The organism is bacterium (assembly GCA_026708015.1).
Classification (GTDB): Bacteria; Actinomycetota; Acidimicrobiia; order Acidimicrobiales; family Bin134; genus Poriferisocius.
On record JAPOVT010000049.1, the window covers coordinates 26,742 to 46,158 of the forward strand.

Consider the following 19,417-nt stretch of genomic DNA (forward strand, 5'->3'; position numbering starts at 1 on the left):
TACATTTGGGGGTATGAAACGGCTGATATCCCGCTTGTGGGGCTGGTTGAAGGCACTGTCGACCCGAGCCAAGGTGCTCATCGCCGTGGTGTTGGCCGCCCTGCTAGGCGTGCTGATCTGGCTGGTGTTCTTCTGGTTCGCCTTCCAGACCTATTTCATCGACGACAAGGTTGATGAGGCCGGACCGGTATTCGACAGCGGCGTGGTGGTTGGAACCCCGGCAGTCGAACCGGCCGCCCCCGAGTCAGATGTCCCCGAACCAGCCGCTCCCGATCTCACGGCTGGCGATCCCGGCACTCCGGCCGCAGAGGCGACAGCTGCGGTACCCGCCACGACAGCTCCGGCGCCCGCCGCGACAGCCGCGGCCTCCGAGACCGATGCAGTCGAGACCGATACTGGCGCCCTGGCACCCGCCACGGGTCCCATGCCGGGCGACGAGTTGTCGGAGGAGCTCATCGCCGAGATGGACGATGCGATGGAAGAGATGGGCATGCCCGAGGAGCAACCGGTCGAGGAGACCATGCCTCCAATGCCCCAGGTAAGGGTGGAGGCATCCGGTGAGTTCATCAGCCGCAGCCACCCCACCCGTGGAACGGTTGAGGTGTTGGGCGACGGCACTGGCCAGCGATTCTTGCGGTTCGAGGACTTCAGGACCGACAACGGCCCCGACTTGAACGTCTATCTGAGCGCGGCTCCCCCCGACGCCCCGGTCGGCCAGTTTACCGACGTGTATGTCGACCTCGGCGATCTGAAGGGGAACGTCGGCTCGCAGAACTACGAGATCCCCCGCGACCTCGATCTCGACCTCTACTCCACCGTGGTGATCTGGTGCGTGAGGTTCTCAGTGATATTCGGGGCCGCCGAGCTTGTACCTAACTGATTCTGGCTAGCCTGGTCCGGGCATGAAGCCCTATCCAACGCCGCCCGAGGGGCTGCAAGTGGTCTCGGCGCCACTGATATTGACTCTGACACTCGACCGGCCTCAGCGCCGCAATGCGCTGACCGACGACATCGTTCTGGCTCTGATCGACACGTTGGAAGCGGCCAGCGCCGATGAGGAGATCAGGGCGGTTCTGCTCAACGCCACCGGCGACAACTTTTGCAGCGGCTTCGACTTGGCCGGACGGGCGGGCGACGGAAACCGGCCCCGGCCGAGCAGCATCTCCCGGCGCATGCCGTATCTGGTGAACCGGCTCATCCCGGCGATGCTGGAAGTGCAGGTGCCCATTGTGTGCGCGGTGCGGGGATGGGCGGTGGGCCTGGGCCTCAGCCTGGCGCTGGCCTCCGATTTCGCGGTAGCGGCTGACGACGCCCGATTGCGGGCGCCGTTCACCGCCATGGGCATCACCCCCGACAGCGGGACATCCTGGCTGCTGCCCCGGCTGGCCGGTGTGGCCCGGGCCAAGCAGATGCTCATGCTGGGCGAGGAGGTGTCCGGGGCCGAGGCCGCTGCTTGGGGGTTGATCCACCAGGCGACTTCACCCGGCAGGGTTGACGCCGAGGCCGCCGCTTTGGCTGGCCGACTGGCCAACTCGGCCACTGTGGCCGTCGGGTTGGCCAAAATGCTCATCCACCGGAGCTCAGGACGCAGTCTGGAAGCTCACTTGGGCGACGAGGCGTTTGCCATGGAGCTATCGTCCCGCTCAGCCGACTTCCGGGAGTGGGCCGCGTCTCGCGAAGAGGGTCGCCCCCCCGGCTTCACCGGCCGGTAGTTCATTCTCAAACCGGCTTTTGGGATACCGTTAGGTAACCTGCGGGCATGTTGGTATTGGATCCGACAGCATCTCCGCCGGCGGTTGACCCTGATCGGGGCCCCGACGCCGGTCCGCTGACCGGCAAGCGGGTGGGCATCCGCTACGACCTCACCTGGCGCTCATTCTTGTGGACCACCGATGAGTGGGCCCGGAAGCTGGAGGCAGCCGGAGCCGAGGTGGTGCCGTGGTGCTCGGAGTCTCGCCAGGACGTCAAGCTCGAGGGCGCGGTGCTGGAAGAACTGGAGAGCTTTGCCACCGACGTCGACATCGCCATTGTCGGCTTGGGCAATTGAGGAAGCTGCACGTCCTGGACCGTCCACGACGCAGTTGCGGTGGCGGCCCAGGGCAAGACGGCGGTCGCCGTCGTAACCGAAGAGTTCGTGCCGCTGGCCGAGATCATGGCCCGCAACATGGAGCGGCCGGGCCTGCGGCTGTGCGTGCTGCCCTATCCGCTGGACACCCGTCCCGAACCAGAGGTGCGCCAGATCGCCCTAGATTTCTGGCAGCCGCTGTTGGATTCACTGGGAGTGCCCACGTAAATGGCGTCTGACGGCGGCGCCGTTCCCGACGGGCAGGTCGAGGCCCCAGACGACCCGACGGAGTTCATGGCCTGGGCGACGGCCCAAGGCTGGGGCGACGGCCTGCCGTTGATCCCGCCCACCCCCGAGGGGGTAGCTCGGTTCACTGCCGCCGCCGGTCGCCCAGCCGACTCGGTGCTGTTGGAAGTGCCGCCGGCCAATGCCTGGTGCACGGTGGAGAAATTGGCAATCAATGCCTGCATGGCCGGGGCCGCCCCCGAGGCCATGCCGCTGATGATGGCCGCGCTGGAGGCCATGGCCGAGCGACCGTTCGACCTGTTCGCCCTCAACACCACCACCAGCTCAGTGGTGCCCTGCCTGTTTGTGAACGGCCCGGCCCGCGACCGCCTGGACCTGCCCTATCAAGCCGGCTGTTTCGGCGGCGCCGCCGGGGCCGGACCGGCCATCGGCCGGGCCATCCGGCTGGTCATGCGCAACGTGGGCGGCCAAGTGGCCGGTGAGACCTCCAAGTGTGTTTTGGGCCAGCCGGCCCGGGTGGTGGGTCTGGTGATGGGGGAGTGGGAGGAGCGTTCCCCGTGGCCGCCGCTGGCCGAGCGCCGGGGGGTGAGCGGTGACGCGGTGACCGTGTACGGCACCATCGGAACCATGGACATCGCAGACATCGCGGCCGACGACGGCCGTTCCCTGGCCTGGGTCATCGGCCAATCGCTGGCCTATGTGGGCACCAACGCCTACATCTCCCACTGGGGGGCCGAGGTCATGGTGGTGGTGCCCCCGCCGTGGGCGGACATGCTGGCCGCCGCCTATCCGACCATCGAAGACGTGCAAGAGGCCCTGTGGTCCAATGCCTGCCATCGGGTGGACGACTTTCCCGAGACCCATAAGAGGTGGTTGGCTGAGCGCGACCGGATCAGCCCCGACGGCACCGCCTACATCGTGGAGCAGCCCTCCGATGTGATCGTGATGTGCGCCGGCGGCCTGGGCAACCTCCACGCTGGCGGCCTCCACAACTTCGGCCCCACCCGGGCCATCACTCGGCCGTTCTGATGCCTGAGTCCGAGTCCATAGCGGTCACCGTGGTCGTGGTGGCCGGAGGCGACCACCCGACGCCTGAGGAGATTGCCCGTCTCCCCGCCGACCCAGTAGTTGTGGCCGCCGACGCCGGCCTGGATCACGCCTTGGCCGCCGGGCTGACGGTGGCCGTAGCGGTCGGCGACATGGACTCGGTATCAACCGAAGCACTGGCCGCTGCCGAGGAGGCCGGAACCCGCATAGAGCGCCACCCCCCCGACAAAGACCAGACCGACTTGGAGTTAGCCCTCGAGTTGGCTGCCCGCCTGGCCGACCGGGTCATTGTCATCGGCGCCGGTGGCGGTCGCCTAGACCACCTCATCGGCAACCTGGCCGTGCTGGCCTCCCCCCAATGGTCCGGAGTCAACATCGAAGCCTGGCTAGGCAACGCTCAGGCCGTCGTCGTCCACGGCCACCGCACGCTCGACGTCGAACCCGGTGCCACCGTCTCCCTATTCGCCCTAGGCAGCCCCGCCCGAGTAACGACCACCGGGCTGAACTGGCCGCTGCACGACGAAATCTTGGACCCCCTCACCAGCCGAGGAGTAAGCAACCTCGTCACCGAACCCTTACCCCAACTCTCAGTTTCCGAAGGCGTGGTTGTAGCGATAATCCCTCACGGGTAGGCGGGGTGGGGGGTGGCGCCGGTGGCGGACCTGGCCGCACCGTCGGCCAGGCCGCTTCCGGTGACAGGACCCGCCGCCCCGCCGGTTGGACAATCAGCCCGGCCGCTCTTTCGGGAACACCCGGTTGCCCTCGACTGCGATCCGCTGCCGCCGCAACCGCAGCGTGGCAATCCGCCACTGCCCATCGTCGCCCTTGCGATAGGTCTCCTCGTACCACCCCGTACCCCACATCTGCCCCACACCACTCTCCGGCGGCCAGTCCAAGTGGTCCTCCATCGACCACACAGCAGAAGCAGTATCAGGCCCGTCGATGCTGATCTCGCTCATGTGCCCGTGGTGGGTGGTGATGATCGGGGCCAAGATGGGCTCCAAGTACACCCGGAAGGCCTTGTTGCCGGTGATGTCGGAGTCCTCGCCGGTGTCGTCGGGGGTGGAGATCACCACGTCGTCACAGAATACGTCTTCCCACTCGTCCCACCGCTTCTGGTCCATCAACCGGAAGTAGCGGGCCTTGAGCTGGCGAATGGCCTCGATTTCCACCAAATCCTCAGGAGTCATGGCTGGCACGCTAGTCGGCTGAAACTCGCGCGAGCTGCTTGCCGATGTTCTTGCCCTCGAAGAGCCGAGCCAGGGCTTGGGGCACGTTCTCGATGCCGTCCACCACGTCCACTCGGTAGCGGATACGACCGTCGCGTACCCACTGGGCCAGGATGGGGAGGGCCTCCCCGAAACGGTGGAAGTAGTCGGTGATGATCACGCCCTGCACCTTCAACCGCCGGAACAAGATATTGCGGAACAAACGGGGCGACCACCAGTCGCCCTCGGCGTTGTAGGTGGAGATCAATCCGCACAGCACCACCCGGGCATGGTTGTTCACCTGGCCCAGAACGGCGTCCATCACCTCGCCGCCCACATTCTCGAAGTCCACGTCGATCCCGTCAGGGCACGCCGCCCGGAACTGCTCCTCCAGGTTGCCGGCACGATGGTCCACGCAAGCGTCGAAGCCCAGTTCCTCGGTCACGAACCGGCACTTCTCCGGCCCGCCGGCCACCCCCACCACCCGGCAGCCCATGATCTTGCCGATCTGGCCCGCCACCGAGCCGGTGGCCCCGGCCGCGGCCGATACCACCAATGTCTCGCCCGGGCGGGGCTCGCCCAGGTCCAGCAGGCTCCAGTAGGCAGTCATGCCGGTAGGGCCGAGAACACTGGTGAACGCCTCCAGCGGCAGCCCCAACTCCATTGGGATGCGCTCGGCCCGGTCTAGCACCGAGTACTCCTCCCAGATCAGCCCACCGGTGACCACATCGCCCGGTTGGAACTCTGGATGGTGGGACTCGATCACCGTGCCCCACGTCCGACCCCGCATGGGCTCACCCACCTCAATGGGGGGCATGTAGGCGTCGATGTCGCTCATCCAGATCCGATGGGTGGGGTCCATCGACAGGAACTGGTTCCGCACCAGCAACTGGCCTTCACCCGGATTGTGCACCGCCAGCTCGGTCAACTCCAGGTCGTCAGCAGTGATGTCGCCCTGCGGTCGAGCCCGCAGAATCCACCGCCGGTTTCGCTCGCCGCTCATGTCGCTTCCCCTGTGGTCACCGGCACACCCTACGGTCTTATCACTAGCCTCAGCCCATGAGCGAGATGTCACCCGCCGAGGTCAGGGAGCGGATCGACCACCCAGTGGTGGACAGCGACGGCCACTATTGGGAGCACTGGCCCGACTTGGACCGTTATGTGCGAGACGAGGGCATCAGCGAGGGTTTGAACGCGCTGTGGGCCACGGGAACATTCGATGGGAGCCCCCACTGGGCCGGGGTGGTCCCTGAAGAACGCCCCCGAGTGCGGCCATTTCGCCAGACGTGGTGGGGCGTCCCGTTCGCCAACACCGACGACTTGGCCGCGGCCATGGCCCCATCGCTTATGTATCGCCGCCTCGACGAGCTGGGCTTGGACCTGGCCGTCTGCTATCCGACGTGGGGCCTGGTGGTTCCCAGCCAGCGCAACAATGAGATCCGCCGGGGGCTGTGCCGGGCCTGGAATCGCTACACCGCCGACGTGTATGACGGCTTCGGCGACCGGCTGGTGCCGGTGGCCACCATTCCCACCGCGACCCCTCAAGAAGCGGTGGCCGAATTGGACCACGCCGTGGTCGACTTGGGCTTCAAGGTGGTGATGCTGGGCGGCTTTGCGGTGCGAGATCTCGACAGCGGAGGCACCTGGATCGACTCGCTGGGCCTCGACAGCGCCTACGACTACGACCCGCTTTGGCAGCGGCTAGTGGAGCTTGGCGTGGTGGCCGGCTTCCACTCCGGGTCGATGGGGTGGAGCGGTCGGCGCTCCATCACCAACTTCTCCTACAACCACATGGGCAACTTCGCCGGGGCCAGCGAGGCCACCCTCAAGTCGCTCCTGTTCGGCGGCGTGCTCCATCGATTTCCCGACCTGCGGCTCAACTTCTTGGAAGGGGGCACAACCTGGGCGGTGCAGTTGGTTCACGACATGATCGGCCACTACCACAAGCGCGGCCCTGAGGGTCTCCCCGCCTACGACCCCGACGCCTTCGAACCCGACCGCTTCGACAAGCTGCTGGCCGAGCACGCCGGACGGCTCAATCCCGAGCCCGGCTTCGGGTCCCAGTTCGCCGACTTCTTCCGCACTCCTGATGTGGTGAACGACTTCGAGGCCGCCGGGATCACCGGGCCCGACGATGTGATCCGCCAGATCTCGACCACCTGTTGGTTCGGGTGTGAGGCCGACGACCCCCTCACCCGGCTGGCCTTCGACCCGGAGCTCCCGGGGGGCGTACCCCTGAACGCTGTCTTCAGCTCCGATATCGCCCACTGGGATGTCGCCAACATGGTCGACGTGATGCCTGAGGCCTATGAGCAGGTGGAGAACGGATGGCTCGACAAGGAGCAGTTCCGGGCCTTCATGTGCGACAACGCAGTGCGGCTCTGCACCGGCGCCGACCCCGGCTTCTTCAAGGGCACGATCCTCGAGGACTACCAGCCGGGCTGAGCTCCACCCCGTCGAGGAAGAGCGGCGCCTCGCAGCAAGTGCCGTATTGTGTCGGCGGATCACTGGGAGGATTCATGACCGATCAGCGCCAGCAGGAGCACTATCCGGGGTTTGAGGGCACGGTAGGGAAGATCATGGCCACCTCCGAGTCCTGGTGGCCGCCCCGCCCGACTCCGCCGGCCGGCGCCCCCAACATCGTGGTCGTGCTGGCCGATGACCTGGGCTACTCCGATGTGAGCTGCTACGGCTCGGAGATCGCCACCCCGGCTATCGACGAATTGGCCGCCACCGGTGTCCGCTATACCAACTTCCATGTCACCCCGCTGTGCTCACCCACCCGGGCCGCGCTGTTGACTGGGCTCAACTCCCATCACGTTGGGGTGGGGTTCGTGGCCAACGCCGATCCCGGCTTTCCCGGCTATGCCAGCGAGCTGCCCCACAACCAGAGCACGCTGGCTGAGATGCTCAAGGCCAGCGGCTACGCCACCATGGCGGTGGGCAAGTGGCACCTGTGCAAGGAAACCGACTTGTCGATCGCCGGCGACACCCATTCGTGGCCGCTCCAGCGGGGCTTCGACCAGTTCTATGGATTCCTGGAGGCACTCACCAACTTCCATCACCCCCACCTGATGTACGAGGGCAACAGCCCTATCGACATCGCCGAATACCCCGAGGGGTACTACCTCACCGACGACCTCACCGACCGGGCCTGCCGCATGATCCGCGAGGTCAAAGCCACCGACCCCCAAAAGCCGTTCTTCCTCTATTACGCCCATGGCGCAGTCCACGCCCCGTTGCACGCCAAGCCGGAGGACATTGCCCGCCACCGAGGTAACTACGACAGGGGTTGGGACCAGCTCCGAGAAGAGCGCCTGGCCCGCCAGATCGACCTCGGGGTGGTGCCACCGGGAACCGAGCTGCCCCCCCGGAACTTCGAGCCCGACGAGGACGTGGCCGCGTGGGACAGCTACCCGGAGGGTGAGCGCCGGGTGATGGCCCGCTACATGGAGGTGTACGCCGCCATGGTGGAGTCGATCGACGACAGCGTGGCCCGCATCCGGGCCGAGCTGGAGGCCATCGGCCAGCTCGACAACACCATCTTCGTGTTTACCAGCGACAACGGGGCGTCCCGAGAGGGACGGGCCCAGGGAACCATCTCCTATTTCACCTACAGCAACCCCGGAGCGATGTCGTCGGCGGCAGTGGGCGACGAGGAGATGGACGCTCTTGAGGCAATCGGCGGCCCCACCACCTGGCCCCATTACCCCCGGGGCTGGGCCATGGCCTGCAATACCCCCTTCCGGCTCTACAAGATCACCTCTTACCGGGGCGGCCACTCGGTGCCGTTCGTGCTGTCGTGGCCGGCCCGCACCGCGGCGGTGGGAGGGGAGCTGCGCCACCAGTACGCCCACATCATCGACCTGCTGCCCACTCTGTCGGAGCTGGTGGGTGTGGGCATCCCCACCGAGCGCAACGGGCTGGCGTCGGAGAACCCCGACGGGGTGTCGTTCGCGGCCTCGCTGCACAATCCCGACGTCGCGTCCGAGCGCACTGAGCAGTACTACGAGTGCATCGGCCACCGGGCCTACTACCGGGACGGCTGGGCCGCGGCCGCGTTCCACGAGTTCATGACCCCGTTCAGCACCGACCGGTGGGAGCTGTTCAATCTGGCCGAGGACATCAACGAACGCATCGACTTGGCTGAGGCCGAGCCCGAGAAGCTGGCCGAGCTGGTGGAGGCCTGGGAGGAGGCCGCCTGGCGCAACCGGGTGTACCCCCTCGACGAGGGCACCGGCCTGTACCGCCTGCTCCGTCCCGCTGAGCACGAGCTGCTTACCCGGTCGCTCACGATTTTGCCCGGAACCCCCACCGTGGAGCGCTACCGGGCCTCCCGGGTCATCTCGGGGGGCAACTTCACCGTCACCGTCGAGCTCGACCACCGTCCCGGCGACCAGGGCGTGCTGGTGTCCCACGGCGGACAGGCGTCGGGCTACGTGCTGTACATCGAGGACGGAGCTCTGCACTTCGAGGTGAACAGCGGCGGCCAGCCCATGGTGTTCGAACCCATGGCGCTGCCGGGGAAGTGCCGGCAGATCGTTCTGGACGTAAGGGCCCCCGGCGGCCGTATCTGGAACATAACGGTGAGCACCGACGGCCGTACCGGGATAACCGCCACAGACATCCCCCAGATCTACGGCTTCATCCCCTGGGAGGGCATAGACGTGGGTGTCGACCGCCGATCCCCGGTGTCATGGCGGCTCCACCAGCGCCACGGTTCCTTCCCCTACACCGGCACCATCCACCAAGTGACCTACGTCCCCGGCCCCCCCGCCCCCGACACCGAAGAAGTCCGCCTCGCCGAACTCCGCGAAATCGGAATGGGCTTGGAATAGCACTAACCTCCCAGCCGACTCAGGAGGACAGATGACTGATCATCGCCAGCAGGAGCACTATCCCGGGTTCGGGGGCAAGATCGGAAAGATCATCTCCACCTCGGAGTCGTGGTGGCCGCCCCGCCCCACGCCCGCTCCCGAGGCCCCCAACATCGTAATCGTGCTGGCCGACGACCTGGGCTATTCCGATCTGGGCTGCTACGGCTCGGAGATCGCCACTCCGGCCATCGACGCACTGGCCGACAGAGGAGTCCGCTACACCAACTTCCACGTGACCCCGCTGTGCTCGCCCACCCGCGCCGCCCTGTTGACCGGGCTCAACGCCCACGCCGCCGGCATGGGCTTCACCGCCAACACCGACCCCGGCTTTCCCGGCTACGCCAGCGAGCTGCCTCGCAACCAGTCGTCTTTGGCCGAGATTTTGAGCGCCCACGGCTACGCCACCATGGCGGTGGGCAAGTGGCACCTGTGTCGGGAGGCCGACTTGTCGATTGCCGGCGACACCCATTCGTGGCCGCTCCAGCGGGGCTTCGACCAGTTCTACGGGTTCTTGGAGGCCCTCACCGATTTCCACTTCCCCCACCAACTATTCGAGGGCAACAACCCCGTCCATATCGACCAGTATCCCGAGGGCTACTACCTCACCGACGACCTCACCGACCGGGCCTGCCGCATGATCCGCGAGGTCAAGACCACCGACCCCGACAAGCCGCTCTTCTTGTACTACGCCCACGGGGCGGTCCACGCCCCGCTGCACGCCAAGGCCGAGGACATCGCCCGCCATCGGGGCAACTACGACAAGGGCTGGGATCAATTGAGAGAAGAGCGGCTCGCCCGCCAGAAGGAACTGGGCGTGGTTCCCTCCGATGCCGAGCTGCCGCCCCGCAACCCCGAGCCCAACGAGGAGGTGCGGGCCTGGGACAGCTACGCCGAGCCCGACCGCAGGGTCATGGCCCGCTATATGGAGGTGTACGCCGCCATGGTGGAGTCCGTAGACGAGAGCGTGGCCCGCATTAGCGCTGAGCTCGAGGCCCTGGGCCAGCTCGACAACACCATCTTCATCTTCACCAGCGACAACGGTGCATCCCGCGAGGGGCGGGCCCAGGGAAGCACCTCGTACTTCTCCCACAGCGGAACCGGCGCCAAGCCTTCTCCCGACGTGAGTGAGTTCGAGATAGAGGCCCTTGAGGCCGACGAGATCGGTGGTCCCACCACTTGGCCCCACTATCCCCGGGGTTGGGCCATGGCCTGCAATACCCCCTTTCGGCTCTACAAGATCACCGCACACCGGGGCGGCCACTCGGTGCCGTTCGTGGTCTCGTGGCCCGCCCGCCTCTCGGGGATCGGCGGAGAGCTGCGCCACCAGTACACCCATATCACCGACCTGCTGCCCACCCTGGCCGAGATGCTCGACCTTGAGGTGCCCACCCAGCGCAACGGGCAGGACTCAGCCGATCTCAACGGGGTGTCGTTTGCTGACTCGCTGGACGATCCCGATGCACCCTCTGACCACACCGAGCAGTACATCGAGTGCATCGGCCACCGGGGCTTCTACCGGGACGGCTGGTCGACGGCGGTGTTCCACGAGTTCCAGACTCCGTTCAGCGCCGACCGCTGGGAGCTGTTCAACCTCGAAGAGGACTTCAACGAGCGGTTCGACCTGGCCGATGCCGAGCCCGAAAAGCTGGCCGAGATGGTTGAAGGCTGGGAGGAGGCAGCGTGGCGCAACCAGGTCTTTCCCCTCGACGACCACGCCGGGCTGTTCCGAATCGTCAAGCCGCCCGAACACGAGAAGCTCACCCGGGTGCTTCGGATTCTGCCTGGTTCGCCCACCGTGGAGCGGGTTCGGTCAGCCCGCATCATTGCCAACGGCAACTTCACCATCACCGTCGACCTGCACCACAGCCCTGACGACCAAGGCGTTTTGGTGGCCCATGGCAGCCAGGCCGCGGGCTATGTGCTCTACATCGAAGACAACGCCCTGCACTTTGAGGTGAACAGCGGGGGCCACTATCTGATCGCCGACCCCATGGACCTGCCGGGGGAGTGCCGACAGATCGAAGCAGACGTGCAAGCCCCCGGCGGCCGCATCTGGAATGTCACGGTGAGCGCCGACGGGAAGGAGGGGATGACCCTCACAGACATCCCCCAGATGTTCGGATTCCTGCCCTGGCAGGGCATCGACGCCGGCATCAACCGCCGATCCCCAGTGTCATGGCAGCTCTACCAGCGCCACGGCGCCTTCCCCTACACCGGCACCCTCCACCATGTCACCTACACCCCCGGCCCCCCCGCCCCCGACACCGACGAAGTCCGCCTCGCCGAATACCGCGAAATCGGCATGGCCCTGGAGTAGCTAACCGCCGTACTTTGCCGCCTCCAGCTCACGCAGCAGTTCAAATCGCTCCCGCAGTTCACCGCGCCGAGTGCGGTCGTTGGCCAGGTTCACTAGTTCGTGGGGATCGTCGTCGTGGTCGTACCACTCGTGATCGTGGTCGTCGAAGTCGGCATCGGGGCCGAACAGCATTGAGTCGCCCAGCGACACGCCGAGGTTGCTCACCCCGCCGCCGATGCCGTAGTAGCGGCAGTACTTGTGGCGGCCGTCGAACACGCCGGAGGAGGCGTACCGCACCTTCTCCACCCCCAAGTACCACGGCCACCGCTGGGCGAACAGGATGTGGTCGCGGACCTGTGCCGACTGGTCGCCGAACAGGGGGGTGAGGTTTTCACCAGGCAGATCGGAGGCGTCCACACCGGCCAACTCCAGGATGGTGGCGGCCAGGTCGGTGTGACAGGTGAGCGACTCGGTGGCGGTGCCCGCAGCAGTCAGACTCGGCGCCGAGAGATAAAGCGGGATCCGCATGGTCTCCTCGTAATTCCACGGTCCCTTGGACCGCAGCCCGTGCGAGCCGCATTGATCGCCGTGGTCGGAGGTGAACACCACCACGGTGTTATCCCACTGGCCAATGTCGTCTAAGGCGTCGAGAACCACTCCGAGGCACTGGTCGCTGAGCTGGTGGAGCTTCACGTAGTAGTCGAGCTGGCGCAGCCACAGGTCGCGGTCGCCGGGGTCCATCGGCCCCGGGGTGCTGTTGCGCTCCATCTCCAGCAGCCACCGGCGGTGTACCTCGGGCTTGGTATGCAGGTCGTCGTCGAAGTTCTCGGGCAGCTCGGTACACCAGCGCTCGATCTCGGGGGCGAAGGCCGGCAGGTTGGTGGCCCGGCCCCACTTGCGCCGGTCCAGCTTCTCCCGGCTCTGGGCCACGTAGTCGGGCTCCTGCTCCCAGAACCAGGGCTGGTCGAGCGGGAACCACATGATGTCGTGGGGATTCACCAAGCCCACGGTCAAAAACCACGGCTGGGTGGTGTCGCGCTGGTCGCGGAGCCAGGCAGCCGAGTCGGCGGCGATGGGCTCGTCGAACTCGGTGCCGCTGCCCGGCAACCCCCAAAAGGCCATGTCGTTGCCGGTCCAATCAGAGAAGCCGTAGGCCTCCATGTCGGGTTCGGCCGCAGCCTCGAGGTGCCATTTGCCCTTGTAGGCGGTGCGGTAGCCGGCTTCCCGCAGCCGATGGCCCAGGGTGGGGATGCCGGTGGAGAGCTGGGTGTTGTTGGGGTAGCTGGAGTTCTCGGCCACCCCGTGCTGGTCCATGTGCAACCCGGTGAACAGCGTGGCCCGCGACGGCGAGCACGGCGACGTGTGGGTGTAGTGGCGACGGAACTCCAGTGACTGGTCCAGCAAGCGCTGGCGGGCGGGCAGCGGCACATCTGGTGGCAGCCAATCCCGCTGGCGTTCCTGGTCGGATACCAACAGCAGAATGTTGGGCGGTTTGCTCTCGGACACTGCCGGGAGCGTAGCGGCGATTAGTTCTCTATTTCTTGCGCCTCCTAATTATTAGTGCTGAACTATCGCCCTGAACGGCGTCTATTCGCGCGGACCCGAGGGGGATCAATGAAAGCACGTTCTTGGCTGTATTCACTTTTCGCCATATTGCTGGCGTTTTCGCTTGTTGCCACGGCATGCGGCAATGACGATGACGACCCGGGGGCGGGTGATACCCCGTCGGCTCCTTCGGGCGACTCCGATGACGGAGCCGCGGACGATGCTGGCGACGACATGGCCGACGACTCCGGCGACGGAGCCGCGGACGATGCTGGCGACGACATGGCCGACGACTCCGGCGATGGAGCCGCGGACGATGCTGGCGATGGCCCGGCGGAAGACGCCGTCGTCATGGAGGAAATCGGGCCACCTGAGGACACGGTGGTCACCATCTGCGATGCGCCTTCATTCACGCAGATATACGCCAAGGTGATGGCCAACCGGGGCTTTGCCGAAAACCGGGGCTTCGAGATCGACTTCGTGGCCTGCCACTCCGGTCCGGCGCAGGCCGCAGCGTTGGTATCCGGCCAGGTTGATATCGCGCTGAACACCCCCGACAACATGCTGGGTATCCGCAACGCCGACTTCGACGTGGTGATGTTTGCTCAGGCCGTCGACAACCACTTCTTCGACATCGTGGTGTCCAACAACTTCGGTGAGATCGACTGCCCGCAGGGCGACTGGGAGTGCGCCATGGCGGCTCTGAACGGCACCCGGGTGGGTGTGGTGGCCCGGGGTGCCGCCGCCGAGCAGATCGCCCGGCAACTCTTGGACTCCGCCGGATTCGACCCCGACGACACCACCTACATCGCCACCGGCCTGGCCGGTACCACGCTGGCCGCGCTTGATTCCGATGAGGTGGACTGGGCCATCACCTTTGAGCCCGGTTTGAGCCGAGCCGAACTCGATGACATCGGCTACGCCCCATTCCGGCTGCGGGCCGGCGATGGGCCGACCGAACTGGACTGGCCCTCTGCGGTAATCATCACCGCCCGCTCATACTGGGATGCCAATCCCAACACCGTGTTGAATTACCGAGCGGCGATACTCGAATCCATGGAGTGGTTGCGCGATCCGGCCAACCGCGACGCGGTCTTGGAGGAACTGGACGCTCACTTGGGTCTCGAGCCAGCCGTCGCCGAGTACATCTTCGACCGGAACATCGGCTCGATGACGGTGACCGCCGAACTCGATCCGGTCCGGATCCAGAACAACGTGAACTACGCCGTGGGCCGGGGCATACTCAAAGAAGCCCAGGAATTCGGCGAATTCGCAGTGGGCCCAGGCATCGACGTGATCTTGCCGGCAGCGCTGGTGCCCGAGACGACAACCGTCAACATCTGTCAGGCGCCCTCGTTCAACGGCATGATCGCCCATATCGCGGTTGAGGAGGGATTCCTCTCCGACCGCGGAGTCACCGGCGAATTCGTCCAGTGCCACTCCGGCCCGGCCAATGCCGCCGCGCTGATTGCCGGTGAGGTCCAGTTCGTGGGCAATACGCCCGACAACATGCTTGGCATCCGCAACGCCGGCTTCGACGTGGTGATGTTCCAGCAGTTGGTGGATAAGCACTTCTTCGACATCGTGGTGTCCAACAACTTCGGGCCGATCGATTGCGAACAGGGCGACTGGCAGTGCGCCATGCAGGAGCTTGAGGGCACCAACGTCGGCGTGGTGGCCCGCGGCGCGGCGGCCGAACAGATCGCCCGTCAGCTGGTCGACTCCGCCGGTCTTGATCCCGACGGTGCCACTTACATCGCTACCGGCTTGTCGGGCACCACATTGGCCGCTCTGTCGTCCGGCGAGGTGGACTGGGCCATCACGTTTGAGCCCGGTTTGAGCCAAGCCGCGGTCGACGACATCGGATATGCCCCGTTCGCCCTGCGAGCCGGGGAAGGTCCGACCGAGCTCGACTGGCCGTCGTTGGTCAACACCACTTCCCGGCAGTTCGCCGAGGAGAACCCCAACACGGTGGCCATTTTCGCCAGGGCATCCCGCCAAGCCATGGACTTCATGCGCAATCCGGCCAACCGTGAAGCGGTCTTGGCGTACATGCGAGACTTCCTCAGCTTGGAAGGCGCAGTGGCCGAGACCGTCCTCAATTCCAACATCGGGAGCTTGTCGCTCAACGGTGCTCTCCAGCCTGCCCGTCTCCAGAACAACGTGGATTACGCCGTGGGCCGGGGCATCCTCGAAGAGGCTCAAGACTTCGACGAATTCACGGTTTCTCCATAGCAAACCCCTCTTCTGGTTGGGCGGCCTGTGATCAGGCCGTCCGACCGGAGGGGCTGACTAAGGTGTCTGAATGGTGGCGTTGTGAATCCAGCGGTCGAGCTTAAGGGCGTCACCCTCATCTTCGGGGGCGACCACCCCAAAGACGAGCCGGTGCTCGCCGTCCAAGACATCGATCTCGCCATTCCCGCCGGCCAGTTCGTGGCTGTGGTCGGCCCGAGTGGCTGCGGCAAGACCACCATCTTGAACATGCTGGCTGGGATCATCGGCGCCACCCGGGGATCGGTGATGCGCCACGGCGAAGAAATCGACGGGCCGAGCGACGACATCGGCTACATGCTGGCTCGCTCGGGGTTGAGCCCGTGGCGCACCGCTCGCCGCAACGTCGAGCTCGGACTGGAGTTCCGGGGGGTACCACGAGGAGACCGGCGTGAGCGGGCCATGGAGCTGCTGGTCAAGTTGCGCTTGGAGGGCTTCGCCGACTCGTTCCCATCCCAGCTCAGCCAGGGCATGCGCCAGCGAGTGGCCATCGCCCGCACGCTGGCCATAGACCCCGACTTGTGGCTCATGGACGAGCCCTTCGGCGCCCTCGACGCCCAGACCCGCCTCACCGTGCAGGCCGAGTTCCTGGACCTCTGGTACGAGACCCACAAGACCGTCATCTTCGTGACCCACGACCTGGAAGAGGCCGTGCTGTTGGCCGACCGAGTGGTGGTTATGACCGCTCGTCCCGGCCGCATCAAGTCGGACACCATCGTCGATCTGGCTCGGCCCCGGGTGATCGACGAGCTTCGCTTCGACCCGGTGTTCCGGGAGACCGAGCACAAGATTTGGGAGGAGTTGCGCGGTGAGATCGTCTGACGTTGACGAGCCTCGGGAAGCCGACATGGCCGATCACGTTGGATTGGCCGATGCGCTCAGCCAAGAGGAAGTGGATGCACTGATCCCCCACGAATCCATCTGGGCGTATCGGCTTCGCCGCCTCGACATCCCAGTGCAGCTATTGAGGATCGCGATCCTGTTCGCCATCTGGGCTCTATGGCACTACGACGTTGTCTGGGATGGTTTGACTTCGATTTCGTTCTTCGGCTGGGACAGGGTGGAAGTGTTCGGCTGGTTCGGCTGGAGCATGACGTGGTTCAACTGGGATGCCTCATTCTTCGGAATTCAACCGCTTCCCTATGTGCAGGAGACTTTCCGGGCCAGCCCTGGCGAGACCTGGGAGTACTTCACACAGATCTACCACGAGAAGCTGTTTTGGCAGGACCTCTGGGTCACGGTGAAAGAAGCGTTGTTCGGCTTTGCCATCGGCTCAATTCTCGGTCTCCTCGTCGGCATCGTTCTCGGGCGCTTCCGGCAAGCGGCCAAGACGTTGGGTCCGTTCATTGTCATCATCAACGCCATGCCCAAGATCGCCTTTTTGCCGCTGATCTTGATCGTGTACGGCGTGGGCGAGACCTCCAAGGTGGTCTTGGCGGTGATCATCGTGTTCTTCATCGTGCAGGTGCCCACCCAGGCCGCGGTGGCGCTGGTAGATCCCGACTTGGACTTGGTGGCCCGCACCATGGGCGCATCCCAGCGCCAGCTGTTCACCAAAGTCACGCTGCCCGGTATCACCCCGGCGGTGTTCGGCGCGCTGCGGCTGTCGGCAGTGATCTCGGTGCTGGCGGTGGTGTTCGGTGAGATCTTCTCGGCCCGCCGCGGCCTCGGCCAGCGGCTCATCACCGCGGCCAACCAGCTCTCCTACGGCGACACCTTCGCCATCGTGTTCATCCTGGCCCTGATTGCGCTGATCATGAACGGGGTGATCGGCTTCGCCGAGCGCAAGGCCCTCCGCTGGCAAGCCACCCAGCAAGGCGGCCAGGTCATCTCGCTGTAGAGGTTGCGGTCCGCTCAGGCTTGACCGCGGGCCAATTCAGCAAGACGGGCCAAGTCGGCAGGATCCAGCATTTCGACCACGTCGTAGACTGGCTTGCCGTCCCCGGTGACTGCTTGGAGCGCTCGATGTCCTGCGCTGTTTGGGGCCGGACGATCAGTGGTCAATAGCACCAATCGGGCTTCCGGCTCAGTTGAGTGCAGCACGGCCGCCTTTCCCAGCGCCTTCCACAGCGTGTCGGTGCGGCGAAGCCCTGGCCGTTGGGTGATGCTGAACGCGCCGGAAACGTCGAACAGCCAAGCCTCCCCTTGCTGGTCGACGGCCCCGTAGTTGACTTCCACTCCGCAGGAGAACTTGACCTTCTCACGGATATTGCGGAATCCACTCTGCTCAAGAATGACTTGGGCCATCTCCTGGGCTTTGCGACCTTGTTGACCGGCCCGAACTTGGAAGTCGTCACTCCACTCTGGTTCGGCACTGTTGGCCGATGGAGTGACGGTGACTCGCCAATGCTGCTTCTCTGTGTGCTGATCTAGCCGATCCCGCTCGTCGGCGATGCGCTGCTCGGCTAACTCGATGTAGTCGGCGTCGGTGTCGAAGCCTATGAAATGGCGCCCGGTGCGAACCGCTGCTACGGCAGTGGAACCAGCACCCATGAACGGGTCAAGAATCAGATCGCCGCGGTAGGTGTAGAGATCGATGAGCCGCTGGGGCAACTCAACCGGGAAAGGGGCGGGGTGGCCAACTCGAGTGGCCGACTCTGGGCGTATTTCCCACACGTCGGTGGTGGCTTCCATGAACTCATCGACAAACGCGGTGCCCTCCGATGGGAGTTCCTGATCCGCTCGTTCGACCGCGGGAAGAGCTCGGTCAAAGCGCCCTTTGGAAGCAATCACCACACGTTCCGTGAGGTCGCGCAGCACCGGATTGCCCGGGCGTTGGAAACTGCCCCATGCGCAACTTCCTCCCGCTCCTTTGGACTTGTACCAGATCACCTCGCCACGCAGCAGCAGTCCCAAGCGATCTTGGAGTATGGCGATCACATCAGCGGAGAGCGAGCGGTAGGGACGGCGCCCCAGGTTGGCCACATTCACCGCAATGCGGCCACCAGGCTCCAGCTTTTGAACACACACTTCAAAAACATCGTGAAGCATCTCCAAATAGGCGATGTAGTCGGCTGGTATGTGACCCTGGCCGACCGCCTCTTCGTATTCCTTTCCTGCGAAATACGGGGGAGAAGTGACGACCAACGCCACCGAGCTGTCGGCCACTTCTCCAATGGTGTCCATCTCGCGGGCATCGCCCACCCAAAGGCGGTCTAGGCGGGCATGGGGGGAAATCTCGTTGTCTTCGCTAATCTCAGGCACCGGGAACCGGTCGTAGAACGCGGAGGAATCATGTCCCTCACGCCGACTAACCCCGAACTTGGAAGTAGACGTCCCCTGCCGTCGCCGGGCAGATTCCATCTCTCGAAGTTACATCTTGGCAGTGACAATTTGGCGGAGGTCAGTTGGCCGTCGTTACTGAGAAGTGTCAGCCTTGGGATCCAATGCCTCGATTCGGCCTTCTAGCCGACCCACCCTGCGGCACAGGTCCATGACGACGTCGGTGAGCTTGTCCAGACGATTGTGGACGAGTTTGAACCCACCGTTCATGTCGTCTCGGAGCTTGTCATTTTCGGCACGCGCTTCCCCGAAACCGGATTCCATGTCTTTTTTGAATTCGGAGCGGGATTCCTTGAAACCGGTTTCCATGTCTCTTCGAAGTTGGGCATTATCGTTGCGCAGTAGCGCGATGTCGGCGCGGCGGCCGCGGTCGAGGTAGAGCATCAGGGTGACGATGATCCCAATCAGTGTGAGGGTGATCCCCTGCATGGCGAGAATTGCTTGTTCCATGAGTTCTCCTCAAAGGACTCAGCACATGGGGGAAGCTTGAGTCCACTATACCCCCTGCGAGAGTCTCTGGATGTTGCGGTGTTCAAGGATTGGGGAGGGGGGAATGTGTCATCGGCGTTCGTAGGCTTTT

The 19,417-nt window shown here is 64.9% G+C and carries 17 protein-coding genes; 12 read left to right on the plus strand and 5 right to left on the minus strand.

Features of this window, described 5'->3' with window-relative positions; translation table 11 throughout:
• Positions 1-13: 13 nt before the first annotated feature.
• Genes OXG30_11790 through OXG30_11815 form a run of 6 tightly spaced genes read left to right on the plus strand, consistent with a single transcriptional unit; the run spans position 14 to position 3,990 of the window.
• Entirely contained in the window at positions 14-880 is an 867-nt protein-coding gene (locus OXG30_11790) for a DM13 domain-containing protein (GenBank protein MCY4135574.1), read from the plus strand.
• Positions 881-902: 22 nt separating this feature from the next.
• Positions 903-1,712 carry an enoyl-CoA hydratase-related protein gene (locus tag OXG30_11795; protein ID MCY4135575.1) on the plus strand — a complete coding sequence of 270 codons (810 nt, stop codon included), beginning with the start codon at positions 903-905 and terminating at the stop codon, positions 1,710-1,712.
• Between the two features lie 47 nt (positions 1,713-1,759).
• Positions 1,760-2,047, plus strand: a complete 288-nt coding sequence (locus tag OXG30_11800) for a hypothetical protein (protein ID MCY4135576.1) — start codon at positions 1,760-1,762, stop codon at positions 2,045-2,047.
• A gap of 39 nt (positions 2,048-2,086) precedes the next feature.
• Positions 2,087-2,293, plus strand: coding sequence for a hypothetical protein (locus tag OXG30_11805; protein MCY4135577.1), 207 nt, complete (start codon positions 2,087-2,089; stop codon positions 2,291-2,293).
• On the plus strand, positions 2,294-3,340 hold the full coding sequence (locus OXG30_11810; GenBank protein ID MCY4135578.1) for a hypothetical protein: 1,047 nt from the start codon (positions 2,294-2,296) through the stop codon (positions 3,338-3,340).
• Positions 3,340-3,990 (plus strand): thiamine diphosphokinase, encoded by a 651-nt coding sequence (locus tag OXG30_11815; protein ID MCY4135579.1) that lies wholly within the window; start codon positions 3,340-3,342, stop codon positions 3,988-3,990. The genes OXG30_11810 and OXG30_11815 overlap by 1 nt, the downstream gene beginning before the upstream one ends.
• A gap of 93 nt (positions 3,991-4,083) precedes the next feature.
• Here the strand turns inward: OXG30_11815 and OXG30_11820 are convergent, their stop codons facing one another.
• Both OXG30_11820 and OXG30_11825 read right to left on the minus strand, forming a co-directional pair.
• Positions 4,084-4,548 (minus strand): nuclear transport factor 2 family protein, encoded by a 465-nt coding sequence (locus tag OXG30_11820; protein ID MCY4135580.1) that lies wholly within the window; start codon positions 4,546-4,548, stop codon positions 4,084-4,086.
• A gap of 10 nt (positions 4,549-4,558) precedes the next feature.
• Positions 4,559-5,569 carry an NADP-dependent oxidoreductase gene (locus OXG30_11825; protein ID MCY4135581.1) on the minus strand — a complete coding sequence of 337 codons (1,011 nt, stop codon included), beginning with the start codon at positions 5,567-5,569 and terminating at the stop codon, positions 4,559-4,561.
• Between the two features lie 56 nt (positions 5,570-5,625).
• Between OXG30_11825 and OXG30_11830 the strand changes: the two genes are divergently transcribed.
• The 3 genes from OXG30_11830 (at position 5,626) to OXG30_11840 (ending at position 11,760) form a co-directional block, all read left to right on the plus strand.
• Positions 5,626-7,011 (plus strand): amidohydrolase family protein, encoded by a 1,386-nt coding sequence (locus OXG30_11830; protein MCY4135582.1) that lies wholly within the window; start codon positions 5,626-5,628, stop codon positions 7,009-7,011.
• 74 nt (positions 7,012-7,085) lie between these two features.
• A complete protein-coding gene (locus tag OXG30_11835) occupies positions 7,086-9,404 on the plus strand; it encodes an arylsulfatase (GenBank protein ID MCY4135583.1) in 2,319 nt (772 codons plus the stop codon).
• 31 nt (positions 9,405-9,435) lie between these two features.
• Positions 9,436-11,760, plus strand: coding sequence for an arylsulfatase (locus tag OXG30_11840; protein ID MCY4135584.1), 2,325 nt, complete (start codon positions 9,436-9,438; stop codon positions 11,758-11,760).
• On the opposite strand, the gene OXG30_11845 is transcribed toward OXG30_11840, so the two are convergent.
• Positions 11,761-13,245, minus strand: a complete 1,485-nt coding sequence (locus tag OXG30_11845) for a sulfatase-like hydrolase/transferase (GenBank protein MCY4135585.1) — start codon at positions 13,243-13,245, stop codon at positions 11,761-11,763.
• A gap of 108 nt (positions 13,246-13,353) precedes the next feature.
• Between OXG30_11845 and OXG30_11850 the strand changes: the two genes are divergently transcribed.
• The 3 genes from OXG30_11850 (at position 13,354) to OXG30_11860 (ending at position 17,395) form a co-directional block, all read left to right on the plus strand.
• Positions 13,354-15,519: an ABC transporter substrate-binding protein gene (locus tag OXG30_11850; GenBank protein MCY4135586.1), complete on the plus strand. Its 2,166-nt coding sequence runs from the start codon at positions 13,354-13,356 to the stop codon at positions 15,517-15,519.
• Positions 15,520-15,600: 81 nt separating this feature from the next.
• Complete coding sequence (locus OXG30_11855) at positions 15,601-16,377, plus strand: ABC transporter ATP-binding protein (protein ID MCY4135587.1); 777 nt, start codon at positions 15,601-15,603, stop codon at positions 16,375-16,377.
• Positions 16,364-17,395 carry an ABC transporter permease gene (locus tag OXG30_11860; protein ID MCY4135588.1) on the plus strand — a complete coding sequence of 344 codons (1,032 nt, stop codon included), beginning with the start codon at positions 16,364-16,366 and terminating at the stop codon, positions 17,393-17,395. The genes OXG30_11855 and OXG30_11860 overlap by 14 nt, the downstream gene beginning before the upstream one ends.
• Positions 17,396-17,409: 14 nt before the next feature.
• On the opposite strand, the gene OXG30_11865 is transcribed toward OXG30_11860, so the two are convergent.
• Positions 17,410-18,858, minus strand: a complete 1,449-nt coding sequence (locus OXG30_11865; GenBank protein ID MCY4135589.1) for a site-specific DNA-methyltransferase — start codon at positions 18,856-18,858, stop codon at positions 17,410-17,412.
• 54 nt (positions 18,859-18,912) lie between these two features.
• Positions 18,913-19,287 carry a hypothetical protein gene (locus OXG30_11870; GenBank protein MCY4135590.1) on the minus strand — a complete coding sequence of 125 codons (375 nt, stop codon included), beginning with the start codon at positions 19,285-19,287 and terminating at the stop codon, positions 18,913-18,915.
• Positions 19,288-19,417: the final 130 nt, after the last annotated feature.